Origin of the sequence: Paenibacillus aceti (genome assembly GCF_003614185.1) — a bacterium.
Classification (GTDB): domain Bacteria; phylum Bacillota; class Bacilli; order Paenibacillales; family Paenibacillaceae; genus Fontibacillus; species Fontibacillus aceti.
In genome coordinates this window covers 4,797,614-4,813,452 of record NZ_KZ987724.1, presented here as the reverse complement: position 1 = coordinate 4,813,452, position 15,839 = coordinate 4,797,614, and the positions used below count along the sequence as shown (strand labels likewise).

The following is a 15,839-nucleotide window of genomic DNA, read 5'->3' as shown; positions in this document are numbered from 1 at the left end:
GTCAAGTATTACGATTCTGTGAACCAATTATTCACTTTCCACAAACACATAGTCCAATTGACAAAATCCCCCATTTATGTGTATATTGAACGAAGCTGCAATACGATCAATCTTACGATGGAAGCACCCGTAAGCTTGGCTCTTCACGAGCCTGGCCTGCGGGTGCTTTTTGGCGTTTACGTATACATGTATAGATGATTATGACTCGTATTGCAGCACAATCTGATTAAGGAGAGATGCTCTATGGTAAACCATCTTAGGACTGGCATAACTGTACTGGCGTTCATCATCCTCATTACTGCGGGAATCACCGCCTTATCCCCTCCGGGCCAGGCATCCGCTGCAGCCATCGAGTTCACCGACTCGATCAACGCTCAACTCGACGCAACCGCAGATAAAGCTGGGAAGAACGGGTCCAAGCTCCGCAAGCAATACACCGACTTCAAGAGCAGCCGGACGCAGATATTAAGTCTGGATGACCGAACATCGGCCCTGCATTACGACAATGAGAGCAAGGCATCCGCTGTGCGCAAGGCCATCAGCAATATCGATGCAAGCAAGATCAGCAAGTTGGAGGAACAGGTCAAGACAACCAAATCGAAATACCAGCCTCTATATACCTCATATACCTCATTCAATAAACAGGTAGCCGCCGCAAATAAATTGAAGGACAAATCTCTTTATAAGGTATTGAAGGCACAAGCTGAAGGAATGAAATTGGTTGTCGATATCACCAAGCAGGACCTCAAGTCGAAGGAGGCCGCATTGAAGACCGCCAAATCAGAAAGAACGAAGAAACAGAAGCAAATCCGCAGCGTCCTATCGGAAATCGATACCGTCAAGACGAAGATCAAGGCCGAGAAAAGTGCTATCTCCACCCCCAACAAACAGCTAACCACCGAATGGTCCAATTTCAAAGCTGCGGTGAAGAAGAATGATGCCGATCGAGCGACGGATACTCTGGCCAGACTACTTACTCTATCCACTCAAATCAATACGAAAAAGCAAAATATATATAATCATGAGTCAAAAGTATCTTCGATTATCCAGCGCGCCAACAGTATGCTGCCCTGAATCTCTTACTTATTACAAAAGAGGCCTCGGAAACTAAAGTTCCCGAGGCCTCTTTCCCTATCCAGTATATATCTATCCCCCGCCTTAAGGCATAGGGTCTCTCCCTAATTCGCTGTACTACAGTATGTTGTGTGCATGTTACCACCATATGGATTGCCAAAAAAATGAAATATATCACAAAATAAATCCGACTTTTCTTTTCACAACTTTTTGTCTCATAACCGAAAAATGAGTACATCAATACGAAATCTGAAGCATTATCCTCACTCCGTTATCCAATTACAATGAAAGTATGTTCAGCGAAAGTGCTTTCAAACAAGATACTGCATAACTTGGAGGTTACTATGGAAATGCAAAAGTCTACACCGCCCACAGCCATGATAGATTCGAATATATCACCACCAACTGCAAGGCAGAAATGGCTGAAGAAACTTGTATCTCAAAGACATATTCAAATTATGGCTTTGCTCGGAATCGCATGGATGATCATTTTCAACTACATTCCCATGTACGGAGTTATTATCGCATTTAAAGACTATGACATTATCAGAACGATTTCCGAAGCACCCTGGGTCGGACTGGAGCACTTCAAGGAGTTCTTGTCGGATGAGAACTTTGGCTACGTGATGAAGAACACTTTGGGAATCAGCTTGATTAAATTGATGACATTCCCGCTTCCGATTATATTCGCGCTTTTCTTGAATGAGGTGCGCATCCTGCGGTTCAAGCGGGCGATCCAGACCATTTCGTACCTTCCCCACTTCCTGTCCTGGGTTGTACTTGGTGGAATCCTGGCCACTTGGTTATCGGATGTAGGGATCATTAACGATATCCTTATGGCATTGCATTTGATAGATCAGCCGATTTCCTACCTGGCTGAACCGAAATATTTCTGGACGATTGTCATTACATCGGATATTTGGAAAGAGCTTGGCTGGTCAGCCATCATTTATCTGGCAGCCATCACAGGGATTTCGCCTGAAATGTATGAAGCGGCAACCATTGACGGTGCCGGACGCTTCCAGAAGATGTGGTATGTCACACTTCCAGCGATCAAAGGCACGATCAGTATTCTGTTTATATTGGCAGTCAGTGGTGTTCTGAACTCCAACTTTGACCAGATTCTCGTATTGCGCAACTCTCTGAACGACAGCGCAAGTAATGTTATAGATTACTATGTCTACTATACAGGGATTTCCCAAGGCCGTTACTCGTTCTCTGCAGCGATCGGATTGTTCAAATCCGTTATTGCGCTCACGCTGCTGCTGATTGCGAACCAAGTATCCAAAAAACTCAACGATACTTCGTTATTTTAGGCCAAGGAGGAACTGCACATGTCTTTAATAAAACGTAAAACCATAGGCGAAGCCGTTTTTGATATTATTAATAATCTAGGGATGCTGCTAATCTGTTTCGTTACCCTGTATCCGATCTGGTATGTCCTGATCAATGCGTTCAATGACGGCAAGGACGCCATGCTGGGCGGCATCTACTGGTGGCCGCGGGTATTCAGCCTGGAGAACTTCAAGGCAGTATTCGACAATCCCGGTATTACGACGGCCATGCTGCTCACCGTAGCCAAGACTCTCGTAGGTGTGGGAGCTCACGTCTTCTTCACCGCCATGGTAGCTTACGCATTCTCACGCAGAGAGTTGATTTTTGGAAGGTTCTATATCTTTCTAGGAACGATCACGATGATCTTCTCCGGGGGTCTCATTCCAACTTATTTACTGATTCGCGATTTGCACATGCTTGATACATTTGCGGTCTTCATTATTCCAGTGCTGTTCAGCTTCTTTGACCTCATCATCTTTATGACCTTCTTCCGGGAAATTCCGGACGGACTGGACGAGGCAGCCCGGATCGACGGAGCCAACGACTGGACGATTCTTCTGAGAATTGTACTTCCAGTATCAATGCCTGTTATCGCCACCATTGCCTTGTTCCACGGGGTATACCAATGGAATGATTATTTTGCCGGGATTATCTACATCAATAAAGAGTCGCTGCAACCGATCCAGACCTTCCTTTACCGGGTAGTCGCTCAGTCCAGCTCGAATATTATGACTACCGCCTTGCAGGGAAGCGCCGTAACCAAAACGGTCACCTCGCAATCGGTGAAGCTGGCAACCATGGTCGTAACTACGCTTCCTATCGTATTCGCTTACCCATTCCTACAGCGCTACTTCGTCAAGGGAATGATGATTGGCTCCATCAAGGGATAAGGCCTCACTTACAGTAACTCCTCCAGGCCGCCTAACGGCGGCTTTGGAGTTGCACAATATAGCACTAATCAAATTAAGAAAAGGGGTTAAAAAGCATGGGCATGAAAAGAAAGTCCAAGAAAGTGATAATGCTTCTTATGGCATGTATCATGGTTCTGTCCTTGGCGGCTTGTTCCGGAAAAGGAAATAATTCTGCCAAAAAAGAAAACGCTAACAATACTCCAGCGAACACATCTACAACGTCTGACAAAGCAGCTCCATCCGCAGACGAGCCAGGTTGGAAGTCAGACACATCTCCGATTACGTTTGACTGGTATTTGAACTTTGCCTGGTTCCCTAATAAATGGGGGGTTGACCCGACTTCCCAGTATGTCACTAAAAAGACAGGCGTTGATATTAACTTCATCGTTCCTGCCGGTAACGAAAACGAAAAGCTGAATACACTGATTGCTTCCGGCAAGCTGCCTGATTTCATTACGCTTGGCTGGTGGGAAGATGGCGTGAAGAAGATGATCGAAGGCGGGCTCGTACTTCCGCTCAACGAATTGGCAGAACAATACGATCCTTACTTCTTCAAAGTATCCGACCCTGACAAGCTCGGTTGGTACACACAAGAAGACGGCAACGTGTACGGTTATCCGAACTCTTCCTCATCCCCCAAAGACTACCAACAATTTGGTGATACTTATGTATCCAACCAGACGTTTGTAGTACGCAAGGATATTTATGAGGCGATTGGCAGTCCAGACATGCGCACTCCAGAAGGGTTCCTGGCTGCCCTGAAGGCTGCTAAGGAGAAGTTCCCGCAGATCGACGGCCAACCGATGATTCCGTTTGGACTGCATGAGTTCATTCAGACAGGAAATGACTCCCTGGAAGGCTATATTCAGAACTTCCTGGCGATTCCGCGGGAAAAAGACGGTCAATTGTATGAACGTGAACGGGATCCAGAATACGTCAAATGGATGAAAGTGCTGCGTCAAGCGAACCAAGACGGCTTGCTGGCTAAAGATATCTTTATCGACAAACGTGCACAAATGGAAGAAAAAATCGCCCAAGGTCGTTACTTTGCAATGCTGTACCAGCGTACAGACTTTGCAGCCCAACTCGGCACTTTGTTCCAGCAAGATCCTAACAAAATCTATATCGCCGTCGATGGTCCTGCGAATGCTAACCTGGACGCACCAACCTTGAACGGCCCAAGCATTTCCGGTTGGACCTTGACCCTGATCTCTAAAGATGTGAAAGACAAAGCACGCGCCATTAAATTCCTTAGCTATCTGAACAGTGAAGAAGGCCAGAAAGACCTTTATCTTGGTGAAAAAGGCGTCAGCTATGATACAATTGACGGTAAGGAGCAATTCTTGCCTGAAGCATTTGACCTGATGAACAAAGACCGTTCCGCTTTTGACAAGAAATACGGTTCCTCCTTCACCTTCTGGATGATGCAAAATACGAATATTACCCAGCAATGGGCGCCGCAATCGGTTGAACCGTACAAACAATTGGAAGATTGGACTCGCGGCAAAACGAAGAGCTTCTCTGAGTTCGATGAGCTTGATCCGCTTGCCAACTCTGATGAAGGCATCATCAACACCAAGATTAAGGATTTACGCGGCAAGACATTGCCTAAGTTGATTATGGCAAGTTCCGAAACCGAATTCGATAAAATCTGGAATGAATATATTAAGAAGCAAGATGACCTTGGCTATGCCAAAGTACAGGCATACAAACAAGCGAAGTATGAAGAGAATAAGAAGAAGCTCGGCATGTAACTATAGCCCTGCCCAAAACGCCCGCTTACCGCGGGCTTTTGGGTGTCTATAAAGGAGTCGCTAGCTATGATGAGGGGGAAGCGCTTGCGAGCGATTTGGGATTCATTGATGTATTGGATTGGGCGCCGTTCTCTGCAGAGCCGCCTGATCGCTGCCTATATTTTTATCATTTTAGGACCCTGCCTGTTGGTGTCCTTCTATTCTTATAAGGCGATCAACAACATGTATTTGCGCGATGCCGAGGACAAAAGTATCTCCTTGCTGGAAATGGAGCAATTACATATTGATACGCAAATTGAATCTATGGTCAGAGCCGTTGTGGTTGCTTATGAAGACCCGGAGGTAAAGGATTACCTGGCAAATACCAGCGATCCAGATCCCGATGAACTGGTCAACTTCAACAACTATAGCTTCAAGAATCTGACACGCATTCAGTATTACAATCCCAATGTGGCACATCTTCGCCTATTCTCCAGCAGTGATATTGTGGAGATTTGGCCGATCTTCTTCCGCGAATACCGCGTAGCCGATGAATTGTGGTATAAGAAGGCCGTGCAGATGAAGGGATTGGAGTCCTGGTCTTTCCAATACAATGATCCGGATCTGATGGAACGGTACATAGGGCAAACACCCGCACTTACACCGAAGGTGTCGCTGCTTCGTGAATTAAGCATTCCTGCGGGCCATCATGTCGGTATGGTTCAGGTTGACATGTTGCTGGAGAACTTCAGTCCGAGGACTTACTCGGTCATGCAGGACAGCAAGTCGCAGATGCTGCTTGTGGACAGCGAAGCACAGACATTCACACGGGAGAAGGACTCCTTTCTGAAAGCGAACCCGGAAATGGAAAGTACGATTAAGGAGCGCCTTCAGCTTTATCAAGATACGGGAAAATGGGATATTCGTTATAAGGAGAACGGAAAACAGTTCCTACTATTACATCAGCGAATTGAACGGATTAATGCCAATCTGATCAATATCGTATCTATGGAGGGAGTGATCCAGGATATATCCCGTACACGCAATCTCCTCATTGGGGCCAATATCGTGTTTATCACGCTGGTCACCCTGATCACTTATATCCTGAATGCCTTTATTCTGAAAAATCTTCGCCTATTAACGGAGGAGATGAAAAAGGTACGGCGAGGAGAAGCCTACAGTGGAATCTCTATTCGCGGCGGTGGCGAAGTCGGAGAGCTCGCACATCATTTCTCCAAGCTGATGAATACGATTAATACATTGGTCGCTCAAGCGGTATACAAGCAAGCGCTAACGAAGGAAGCGGAGCTGCGCTCGCTTCATAATCAAATTGACGCCCACTTTCTATTCAATACATTGGAAAACATAAAAATGTTAGCCGAAATTGAGAATCAACGAACGATTTCTGATTCGTTAACTTCCCTTGGGGGAATGATGCGATATAACTTTAAATGGTCTGGAGAGTATGCGAAGCTGCGCGATGAGATTCGGCATATCGAGAATTACACGAAAGTGATGAACATCCGATTTGACGAACCGATTCTTCTTAAGCTCGATATTCCTGAAGAGGCCCTGGAGCTGGAAATGCTCAAGATGTCCCTTCAGCCGATTGTCGAAAACGCCGTAAAGCATGCTTGGATCGGAGAAGAGTCCGATAAACAAATTTTGATTCAAGTGCTTGATTGGCAGAATCACGACGTGCAGATCATAGTCACGGACAATGGCATAGGAATACACGCGGAGGATTTGTCCGTCTTAAATCAGGAATTACAGTCTATAGGGATGAATGATAAACTTTTCCGCAGTTCCGGACCAGAGGCGAATCGTAATGGAATTGGCCTTCGAAATGTGCAGGAGCGTATTCGGTTATATTATGGCAACGAATACGGCCTTAGAGTATTCAGTGAACAAGGTCAGTTTACAACGGTTGTGATGTCCTTGCCAAAGGTACTGCTAACGGGGAGGGTAGGCATGAATGACAAATTTGATAATCGTCGATGATGAGAAAAATATCCGTTTGGGTCTGAAAACGATGATTGAACGCGAATTTCCCGACCAGTTTACATTGTTTACGGCTACTCAGGGCGCTGAGGCGCTCGAGTTATATCGGGATCATGGCGCCGAGATTATTATTACTGATATCCGGATGCCTATTATGAATGGAATCTCTTTAATTGAGACATTATCGACAGAGCCTCTGCCAGCGAGTCAAGATGAGCGACCGCTAATCATTATTTTGAGCGGGTATGAGGATTTTGAATATGCCAAAGCAGCGATCAGGTATCAGGCGATCGATTATCTGCTCAAACCGATCCACAGAGATGAATTGTTCACTGCGCTGCACAAATGTAACGATCACCTGGCAAGACGCTCTCTCATTGCCGAGCAGATGGCCATTACTGAGGGCTATCGGCTGCAGGTTCAATTGGTACGCTTGCAGGAGTTGTTGATACAGCGGGATTTATCGAGGGAAGAGATCCGGTTGTGGAGCAAGGAGATCAACTTTGAGCAGTATGCCCTGCCCTTCTCGGTCGCTGTGCTAACCTATAAATACGAAGACGGCAGCCGGATCAAGAAGGAAGGATTGAAGTCTCTCGCTGAGGATCTGTTTGTAAGTGTAGACGGCAAGCTAAACGCCTCTCTACTGGACCGTGAAGGAAGAGTTGTGCTCGTAGGAGGATCGCAGCAGAAATTTGCTGACATGTCGCTTTTGGCCAGCAGTAAAGGACTTAATGGGTTATTGATCGGTGTCAGCGAAGAGGGAAATCGATTGGAGGATCTCGCCAAATGCTACAGACAAGCAAGCGAGTCTCTGAACTACTCCTTTATATATCCCAAGACTCGTCTGATCTGGTACTCCGAGCTCCCGAGGGAACGGCAGTTCTACGCTATACCTATGGAGGATATTCGCAAGCTGGGCAACATCCTGGGTACAGGCCGGGAAAAAGAGATCGGACCACTCTTGCATCATATCTTTCGGATTGATCAGTTGGCCGGGATTGATACTCAATATCTGGAGGCTGTCAGCAAGCAAATCAATGAACAGGTCCTTGATGAGGTATTCCGAATATATGGAGAAGCATCTGTAGAAGTGATCAAGTTGTACCGCAAGGTTGGCGATCTCTCCAATTTCGACCATTTTCACAATTATTTCAGATCGTTGGAGCAGCTTCTGTCTAGTCTGGACAAATACATCAAGGAGATCCGTTCGGCTCATACCGAGCATGGGGATATGAAGGAAGCTGTGGCTTTTATCGAAGAAAATTATCATCGTCCGCTGAATATGGCTATGGTAAGTAATCACGTATCTCTGAATTATTCCTATTTTAGCGAAGCGTTCAAAACTTTTACTGGAGAAAGCTTCGTGACTTACTTGAAGAAGGTGCGCATTCGCAAGGCGAAGGAATTAATCGGAAATGGATCGCTGAAGATAGCAGAGATTAGTGAAGCGGTCGGATTTGAAAATACTAGGCACTTTTCACGAGTGTTCAAGGAATTAGAGGGCATATCTCCTTTTGAGTACCGAGGCAAGCTGTTTGTAGAGAGTGAGCGGTTCACCCCTCAGGAGCATTCGGGTAACGGAGAATAATCAGAGTGGTATGCGATTTCTCGCTGAATGCGCGGAAATCGCTTCTTTGTATTCGCCAGAGCTAGTACTTATCTACTACATTTACAAACTGTTCAGAACAATCGAACTACGGATTGCTCCGAATATGGTAATATCATCTTAGACAATACATAATTTTGCTGGGGAACGGTGAGTTATACCATTGATCTCCTTTCGGTTCAGCATGTATGATGTGGAAGAGAGGTGCTCCCAACCGAACATCGTCCGAAAGAGTCAATTTCAACACAATCCTGATTAATTGAGCAACACGCTTCATGAAATTGGTTCTTCTTACATATTTCATTACGGTCTGTTAGGGGGTATTAGTATGGACCAAGCGTCAGATTATACGCATATTGAGTCAATTATCAATTCCTCGGCCCTGCTCCGATCCATCGATATGATGGGTGTTGGGATAGCTATTACGGACCCTAGGCTCAAGGACAATCCCTTAGTATATGTCAACCAGGGATTCGAGAAGATTACTGGATATAAGCGCGAAGAAGTACTCATGCGCAATTCCCGCTTTCTACAGGGAGAAGAGACGGACAAACGTCATCTAGGAGTGATCAGGCAAGCGATCAAGGAAGGCCGAGCGGATACGGTAACAATTAAGAACTACCGCAAAGACGGATCCACGTTTTGGAATCAGTTCATTATTAGCCCGATTCTGAATCCCGACGGAGAATTGATCTATTTTATCGGCTTACAGTTCGATGTAACGGAAGAAATCGAAGATCGTAACGCCTCCAAACAGAGGATCCGTCAACTCACGTATTTTGACTCTGTCACAGATCTGTTGACCATGAGCCGATTTAGTACAGTGATGAAAGCCAGCTTAGAGCAAACTAAAGACGAGCAGAAGACAGCGGCCGTGCTTAGAGTAAACCTGAATCGCTTTCGATATATTAATGAGAGCTATGGAGAGCGTGCTGGCAATGAACTGTTGAAGGGAGTCGGAGATCGCATGCGTGCTACCTTCCCGGAAGGAACACCGATTTGCCGCAGCTTCGCCGATGAGTTCATCATTCTGTTATCTAACCTGTCTGATCCGTTACAAATACATAAAATGGCCTGCGAATTATGCGAGGCGCTTAGACATTCCTATCTCGTCAATGGGGAGAAAATTCATGTCGGATTCGGCATGGGAATCAGCATTTTTCCGGATGACGGAACCGATGTAACCCAGTTGTTGAAGCATGCAGAATTAGCGATGAAGGAAGCGAAGCTAGCCTCTGTACAGGAGCCGCACTACTTTGATTATTACTTAATGGATAAGCTGCTGGAAAGAGTTCAAATCGAGAAGAAATTGCCGCATGCCTTGGAGAATGGTGAATTTGAGTTATATTATCAGCCCAAAGTCGATTCATCCAGCCTGGTCTTGACCGGCTATGAGGCTCTTATTCGTTGGAACGACCCCGATCACGGGCGAATATTGCCCTCTACCTTCATTCCTGTGGCTGAAGATACTGGATTTATTGTACAGCTTGGAGAATGGGTATTGCGTGAAGCCTGTCGGACGAATAAGGCTTGGCAGGAAGCTGGCTATCCGAAGCTGCCGATCTCTGTTAATGTCTCGGCGATTCAATTCCGGCATCCTAGATTCGTACATATCGTAGAGGCGGCGCTGGAGCAGACCGGATTAGCCCCGCAGTACCTCGAACTGGAAGTTACTGAGTCGATTCTGAATGATCCGGTAATTATTAAGAATAAGCTGGACTACCTGAAGGAGCGGGGAATTTCACTATCCATCGACGACTTCGGTACAGGTTATTCTTCGATCTATTACTTAAAAGAACTGCCTCTTCAGGTGCTCAAGATCGATCGGACCTTCATCACACAAACACCAGAAGATCCAAGGGATACGGCTCTGCTCCTATCCATTATTCAGCTTGGCAAATCGCTGGGCTTAACGGTGCTCGCCGAAGGGGTCGAGACGGAAGAACAGCTCAAGTTCCTCCAGGCCCATGGCTGCGATCAAATACAGGGATACTATTATAGTCCGCCATTAAGTAAAGAGAAGATAGAAGCATTGCTATACGAAGAAACGTTGTCGCTGAAGTAGCGTCGCGCTGCACGAAGCATGGCTTCTTGAAAAAGAGAGCTGAAGGTATCCCCTTCAGCTCTCTCTTTATTTATCAGACAGTTATTCACTAGCATTATTATTGCGGATTCTCATTGCTCATCCAGCTATCTACTTGCAGTGTCTCATAATAATCCTCGCGTTCAGACAATTGATGGAGCATCTCCTCGGCCTCGGCCCGAGATGCAAAGCCGCCGATCGCCAGCACGAACTTACCGCTCTTCGTCTTGATGACCGAACTGCCATCCTGAGCATATTGCTCATCCAACATACCAAGCGATTCACCCTGCTCCATCTCCTGGCTGTGGACATAGAAGACTTCGTGAGGCTCTGACTGCTTGGCAGCACCGTAAAGCTTCAATTGAATGTAACCAGGCTCCTTGTATTCGGACACCGAGTAATCAATATTATCCTTAAGCTCAACGACGAAGCGGATTGCAGAGTCATCCAGAATAACATTGCTGTACACGTCCTTCACATTCGAGAGAGAACGAATATCCTGCTGTAATTTCTGCAAATCCAGATCGCGGACACCATTGAAGCTAAAGATCAACCGGTTTGGTGCTTCCTTGTAGTCCACCGTATATGCTGGTACGCTTGCGATCTGTTCTCCATCAACGGTAAAGTGAATATCCAGCGCATTCTCTTGAACCGACGTACTTACCTTGGCCCCATCCGTACGTTCTCCCCCGCCTCCAACCTGTAGAACCTTGACGATCGATCCTACAACGGGTACATCGGATAACGCCATGGCCACACCTGGTACATTAACGGCGATCATTAACGCAGCACAAGCTGCGACAAGAGTAGAAGTTCCACGAATCATTCTTCGGTTCCGTTGGTGAGCCCGCCCGCGCTGTGTTGCCTTTTCTATAACGTCAGATAGCTGGGAGGGAATTTCTATATTTTCATAGCGTTCTTTTCCAGTCATAGCGTATCTACCTCTTCCTTGATTAGTTGTCTCTTCAGCTTATCCAGTATCCGGTAGAGTCTCGTCTTCACAGTGCTCTCCGGCATCGACAGAACCTCGGCCATATCCTTGAACCGCTGATCTTCAAAATATTTCAAAATAATAAAGGCCTTATCCTCTGGCTTGAGACGATCCAGCGCCTCATAAAGATCCCATCTGTCCTCCAGTGGAACCGGATCCTCCTTGGCGGAGAATTCCACCACGCTGTCTTCCATGTAGGTGTATTTCTTGTGTCTTCTCATATGGTCCATGGCGCAGTTAATGACAATTCGGCTGATCCAGGTCTCGAAATACTGCGGATTATCTAATCTTCTGTATGCGAGATAGGCCTTATAGGTCGCCTCCGATACGATCTCCAGCGCCTCCTGCTCATTCTTCACATAACAGTAGGCAAAGCGGTACAGCTTCTCCTTGCACGCTCCGATCCGTTCGCTGAACTGTTGCTCCGTCATTTGTGCTGTTTCTTTATTCAGTTGGTTCACCCCCATTTGGATCGCAAATCCTTTGCTTGTTACAAGCTTGGCTTGCTGTTGTGCTCGTTAGACTGAGAAGGGGCAGAAAAAGTTTCAATACTTCTTTCATTTTTTCTGTACCAGGCAGAAAAGGACGAAAAAGCCCCCATAGGACCGATATTACGGTCTCCGGGAGGCTCTTGCTCTTATATGGTAGCTCTAGTGTCCTTGCTGCGTCTTCTCATATTGCTTCTTTGCTTTATAAGCGAAAATTACATACACCAGAATGAATATCGGTAAAATCACCCAACCGAAGCCGCGGAAAAAGGCGAATGGTGTCTCGAATAGAAATGCTCTCCAGAAATGCGTCCCGCTCATCTCCCAAAGTCCCGGCGTAAAATAGAGAAGCTTGGGCTTAACAAAAGCAGTGATGTTAATCGCACCCGTGGATATCAATACCGCGAACAAAGGGATGAAGCAGCCAGCCAGCGACAGCCACATTTCCGAGAGCCGCTTATAGCGCGCCGCTTTGGAGTCTACGTCCGAGAATATATCTTCATCTCCTTGATCCATCACTTGCTTGAAATATTGAGCTCCCGAGCTCTTCGTCCCAGCGATATGCTTCCAGCCGCTATCCTCGAATAACATCCGATAATCCTCGAAATCTTGTCTATTCTTGAAGGTTCGATAATCAATCCGGTAATTTGCCTCCTCGGGTGATCCTTCAGCGAATTCATAGCTATAGGCTTTATTCACGAGCTGATGTCCTGAACGAGCCATCTCGTTCAGCCACTTCTCTTCACGGTCAAAATCGGTAAAAAATTTATATTTCTTCATATTGCTCCCCCTCTTCCCTGATCCATAAGCATCCCTGTCATCTCAATCATATGGCGCATGCGGGCATAATCCTGAAGCAGAATTTCGCGACCCAATTCGGTGATAACATAAACCTTGCGGCGGCTATCCTCGCTGCGTACGGGCTGGATCAGCTTCTGCTTCAGCAGATTATCTACCGCCCCATATAACGTCCCGGCTGCCATATGTACCTGACCAGCGCTCAGCTCCTCTACCTTCTGAATAATTAAATATCCATGGGCCGGCTCAAGCAAAGCCAGCAGTATATAATAAACCGTCTCTGTCAGCGGTAAATTTTTATCCCGTTTCATATTATGTTGACCTCCTTTATTCAGTCGAACTATATATCGTCGTACTGTATAGTTATACTATATACAGTTCCACTGTATAATGCAATAGGAAAATTAGATTCTCTAAAAATTTACTGCGTTCACGAAAAAAAGAGCTATCCCGTGTAGTCTTGACGACTCACAGGACAGCCCTACGGCTTCCCGATTTATTTCCCTTGCCTCTGCACCTTCTGCAATGCATTCCATGAGGTCCGAATGATTCCCTGCTCTTCAATCACCTGCTGCACTTCTTGGTCTCGGAACAACTCATAATCCCATTGCCGTTTCTCCCATTCGTGATGGACCGCTTTAAGCTCCTCGCTCGCAATCGCCGGGTGAATGATAATTTCCGACACCCCAGGCTGCAAATTCTGCAGCACTTCAATCATGCTCTGTTTATAGCTATCATACGTCTCCCCCGGCAGTTTCCCGAAGGGTAGACCAATCAAATGATCTAGAATAACGACGCCCATACGATCAGCCAGAGCCGTAACCTGATTCGCCACTTCTATTGCCTCGGGGGGCACTTTCTCCATATTGGGCAGCGATCTTGGCATGCGGAAGGGCAGCCCGTACCAAGCACAAATCTCAAAGACAACATCCAGGAACTGCTTGCCGGTCGCTAGGCCATATAGGCTGCCCATATGATTATCGAGATGCGTCGGATTGACTCCCATCGCCAGCGCAGCTTCAATCTGGTTGACGATCTCCAGGCGCACCTGCTCAGGCTCAGCCTGCTCTTCAAATGTTTTACAATCAGTCGGGAAGTACCCTTCCTTCGTTACCAGAGATCTTACATCGCCATTCCTTGTCACAGGTCCCCATTTATAACCGCTCCATTCGCTGGTGAAGGTCAAGTGCACCCCGACATCATACTTACTATGATTCGCGCTCCAGACCGCAGCTTCCTTTGCCCACCCACATGGCATCATAATCGTCGATGAAGAGATGATCCCTTCCTGGAACAGCCGCTGAACCGCCAGATTCTCCGAGTGACACATACCGTAATCATCCGCATTTACAATTAACAATTTCGCGTCATCTTCGTACCCCAAGCTGTGATTCAAACTCATCCTGCATTCTCCTCCCGCCCATAACCTCATCATCCCAAAATTATAAATTATAGCGCTTACAAAATAAGAATCACTCTTACGGGTGATTCACCCGAGAGTGCCTACTACGTATCTCTGACCATACCCTATAAACAGGGCTACTCTATACATATGAAATAACCTTTTCCCAATTTCCTCAATTCGGATGATTTCGCTTGTTCTTCAAATGATTTGCATTTAATTGCTCAACCACTGATCAAAAAACTTCTCGTATCCTTGCTTCATCACTGTAGATGAAAATTTACCAAAAGCGTACTCGCGATTATGTACGGAAGTCTGTTGTGGCAGAGCCGCCGCCATATTAACCAGCTCAAACCAGTTCTGCTCGTTACCAGCAAATGCATGCCGCGAGCTAATGTGATCATAGCAAGGGTGCTCAGGTTTGACCACAATCTTCCCCATCGCCAGCGCCTCGGTTAACGGCATCGCAAAAGTATCGAATTTAGAACAGCTCCAGTACACCTTGGCTGAGTTCATCAGCTCAAATACTTCCGCCTGAGTCAGAGCAAATTTCAGCTTCACATTGTGAGGAATATCGTATTTTTTCATACTTTCCCTGTAGCGTATTCCGCCGAACACCATATAAACCTCTTTGTCCGGGTTCTGTCTGGCATATTCCAGCACGAGATCCGGGCGACGATTCTCTTCATCACGGCCGATCCATAATACGCGATTAGCCACGACAGCATTCGGGTCGTAATACCGATGGGCTAATTCCTCACCGAAGCCGATGGGGATCACATCCACGTCACTAACGCCAAATACCGTATCCAGCTGGCGCTTCAGAAAGTCTGTCTGAACGACCGCCTTGTCTACGATGCTATAGAAGGGCTTCATCATCTCATACCCTGTTAGGGCTGGGTCAGGAAAGCTATGCGGAAACAGCACGCTATTCTTCAGGAACATCTTCAGGAAGGTGAACCCGGATACCGTATAGATCACATGCTCGATACGCTCTGCGTAAATCTGATCAAGCACAATATCGTAATTGACCAGATCCCCCTTCTCATGCTCGTAGCCCGGAATCCAATCATGGCCGCTGACATGCCGCTCAGGAGAAATAAAGACGATCTCGACTCCCAGCTCTTTAGCGATACTCCGCAGCCGTTCGGCAAATACCCTGGGACCCTGCGCCTCCGCAAATTGAATTTTACGCATCACTAAACCGACTTTCTTCATGAATCCATGTCCACCTTATCCTAAATTTTGGTACTATAGCTTGTCCCTTTATTGTACAACTACTTGATTACCCTGTGCCAGTCTATGCTGTTTATTCCGGGATGCAGTCGCAGGGATGTGCTCTGCTGCGCACAACAAGAAGGGACTCCCTCTTATGGTCCATAATGCACCGTTGAGGAGTCCCTGCTGTGAAAAAAAT

Annotated in this window: 13 protein-coding genes; 7 read left to right on the top strand and 6 right to left on the bottom strand. The window is 46.5% G+C overall.

What is annotated here, in order from left to right; genetic code table 11:
• Positions 1-243 precede the first annotated feature (243 nt).
• The 7 genes from BFJ94_RS21565 (at position 244) to BFJ94_RS21535 (ending at position 10,725) form a co-directional block, all read left to right on the top strand.
• Positions 244-1,074, top strand: coding sequence for a hypothetical protein (locus tag BFJ94_RS21565; RefSeq protein WP_120464480.1), 831 nt, complete (start codon positions 244-246; stop codon positions 1,072-1,074).
• Between the two features lie 377 nt (positions 1,075-1,451).
• Positions 1,452-2,390, top strand: a complete 939-nt coding sequence (locus tag BFJ94_RS21560; RefSeq protein WP_229716962.1) for an ABC transporter permease — start codon at positions 1,452-1,454, stop codon at positions 2,388-2,390.
• An 18-nt stretch (positions 2,391-2,408) separates the two neighbouring features.
• Positions 2,409-3,299: a carbohydrate ABC transporter permease gene (locus BFJ94_RS21555; protein WP_120464478.1), complete on the top strand. Its 891-nt coding sequence runs from the start codon at positions 2,409-2,411 to the stop codon at positions 3,297-3,299.
• A 95-nt stretch (positions 3,300-3,394) separates the two neighbouring features.
• Positions 3,395-5,074 carry a type 2 periplasmic-binding domain-containing protein gene (locus BFJ94_RS21550; protein WP_120464477.1) on the top strand — a complete coding sequence of 560 codons (1,680 nt, stop codon included), beginning with the start codon at positions 3,395-3,397 and terminating at the stop codon, positions 5,072-5,074.
• Positions 5,075-5,140: 66 nt separating this feature from the next.
• Positions 5,141-7,054, top strand: coding sequence for a cache domain-containing sensor histidine kinase (locus tag BFJ94_RS21545; RefSeq protein ID WP_229716952.1), 1,914 nt, complete (start codon positions 5,141-5,143; stop codon positions 7,052-7,054).
• The gene (locus BFJ94_RS21540; RefSeq protein WP_120464476.1) at positions 7,029-8,642 is read left to right on the top strand and encodes a response regulator; all 1,614 of its coding nucleotides are present in this window, start codon (positions 7,029-7,031) and stop codon (positions 8,640-8,642) included. Before BFJ94_RS21545 ends, BFJ94_RS21540 begins: the two co-directional genes overlap by 26 nt.
• 346 nt (positions 8,643-8,988) lie before the next feature.
• A complete protein-coding gene (locus BFJ94_RS21535; protein WP_120464475.1) occupies positions 8,989-10,725 on the top strand; it encodes a putative bifunctional diguanylate cyclase/phosphodiesterase in 1,737 nt (578 codons plus the stop codon).
• A gap of 97 nt (positions 10,726-10,822) precedes the next feature.
• Here the strand turns inward: BFJ94_RS21535 and BFJ94_RS21530 are convergent, their stop codons facing one another.
• From BFJ94_RS21530 to BFJ94_RS21505, 6 genes are all read right to left on the bottom strand, one after another.
• A complete protein-coding gene (locus BFJ94_RS21530) occupies positions 10,823-11,674 on the bottom strand; it encodes a DUF4179 domain-containing protein (RefSeq protein WP_120464474.1) in 852 nt (283 codons plus the stop codon).
• The gene (locus BFJ94_RS21525) at positions 11,671-12,201 is read right to left on the bottom strand and encodes a sigma-70 family RNA polymerase sigma factor (protein WP_188831423.1); all 531 of its coding nucleotides are present in this window, start codon (positions 12,199-12,201) and stop codon (positions 11,671-11,673) included. Before BFJ94_RS21525 ends, BFJ94_RS21530 begins: the two co-directional genes overlap by 4 nt.
• Positions 12,202-12,384: 183 nt before the next feature.
• Positions 12,385-13,002 (bottom strand): DUF2812 domain-containing protein, encoded by a 618-nt coding sequence (locus BFJ94_RS21520; protein WP_120464473.1) that lies wholly within the window; start codon positions 13,000-13,002, stop codon positions 12,385-12,387.
• Positions 12,999-13,331, bottom strand: coding sequence for a PadR family transcriptional regulator (locus BFJ94_RS21515; RefSeq protein WP_120464472.1), 333 nt, complete (start codon positions 13,329-13,331; stop codon positions 12,999-13,001). The genes BFJ94_RS21520 and BFJ94_RS21515 overlap by 4 nt, the downstream gene beginning before the upstream one ends.
• A gap of 185 nt (positions 13,332-13,516) precedes the next feature.
• Positions 13,517-14,422: a polysaccharide deacetylase family protein gene (locus tag BFJ94_RS21510; protein WP_120464471.1), complete on the bottom strand. Its 906-nt coding sequence runs from the start codon at positions 14,420-14,422 to the stop codon at positions 13,517-13,519.
• Positions 14,423-14,638: 216 nt separating this feature from the next.
• Positions 14,639-15,640 carry a glycosyltransferase gene (locus BFJ94_RS21505; RefSeq protein ID WP_120464470.1) on the bottom strand — a complete coding sequence of 334 codons (1,002 nt, stop codon included), beginning with the start codon at positions 15,638-15,640 and terminating at the stop codon, positions 14,639-14,641.
• Positions 15,641-15,839 lie beyond the last annotated feature (199 nt).

Bases quoted from the DNA above. Each gene is read 5' to 3' on its own strand.
- BFJ94_RS21530 (WP_120464474.1), bottom strand. From the start codon at position 11,674: ATGACTGGAAAAGAACGCTATGAAAATATAGAAATTCCCTCCCAGCTA.
- BFJ94_RS21535 (WP_120464475.1), top strand. From the start codon at position 8,989: ATGGACCAAGCGTCAGATTATACGCATATTGAGTCAATTATCAATTCC.
- BFJ94_RS21565 (WP_120464480.1), top strand. From the start codon at position 244: ATGGTAAACCATCTTAGGACTGGCATAACTGTACTGGCGTTCATCATC.
- BFJ94_RS21555 (WP_120464478.1), top strand. From the start codon at position 2,409: ATGTCTTTAATAAAACGTAAAACCATAGGCGAAGCCGTTTTTGATATT.
- BFJ94_RS21515 (WP_120464472.1), bottom strand. From the start codon at position 13,331: ATGAAACGGGATAAAAATTTACCGCTGACAGAGACGGTTTATTATATA.
- BFJ94_RS21540 (WP_120464476.1), top strand. From the start codon at position 7,029: ATGACAAATTTGATAATCGTCGATGATGAGAAAAATATCCGTTTGGGT.
- BFJ94_RS21550 (WP_120464477.1), top strand. From the start codon at position 3,395: ATGGGCATGAAAAGAAAGTCCAAGAAAGTGATAATGCTTCTTATGGCA.
- BFJ94_RS21525 (WP_188831423.1), bottom strand. From the start codon at position 12,201: ATGGGGGTGAACCAACTGAATAAAGAAACAGCACAAATGACGGAGCAA.
- BFJ94_RS21560 (WP_229716962.1), top strand. From the start codon at position 1,452: ATGATAGATTCGAATATATCACCACCAACTGCAAGGCAGAAATGGCTG.
- BFJ94_RS21520 (WP_120464473.1), bottom strand. From the start codon at position 13,002: ATGAAGAAATATAAATTTTTTACCGATTTTGACCGTGAAGAGAAGTGG.
- BFJ94_RS21510 (WP_120464471.1), bottom strand. From the start codon at position 14,422: ATGAGTTTGAATCACAGCTTGGGGTACGAAGATGACGCGAAATTGTTA.
- BFJ94_RS21505 (WP_120464470.1), bottom strand. From the start codon at position 15,640: ATGAAGAAAGTCGGTTTAGTGATGCGTAAAATTCAATTTGCGGAGGCG.
- BFJ94_RS21545 (WP_229716952.1), top strand. From the start codon at position 5,141: ATGATGAGGGGGAAGCGCTTGCGAGCGATTTGGGATTCATTGATGTAT.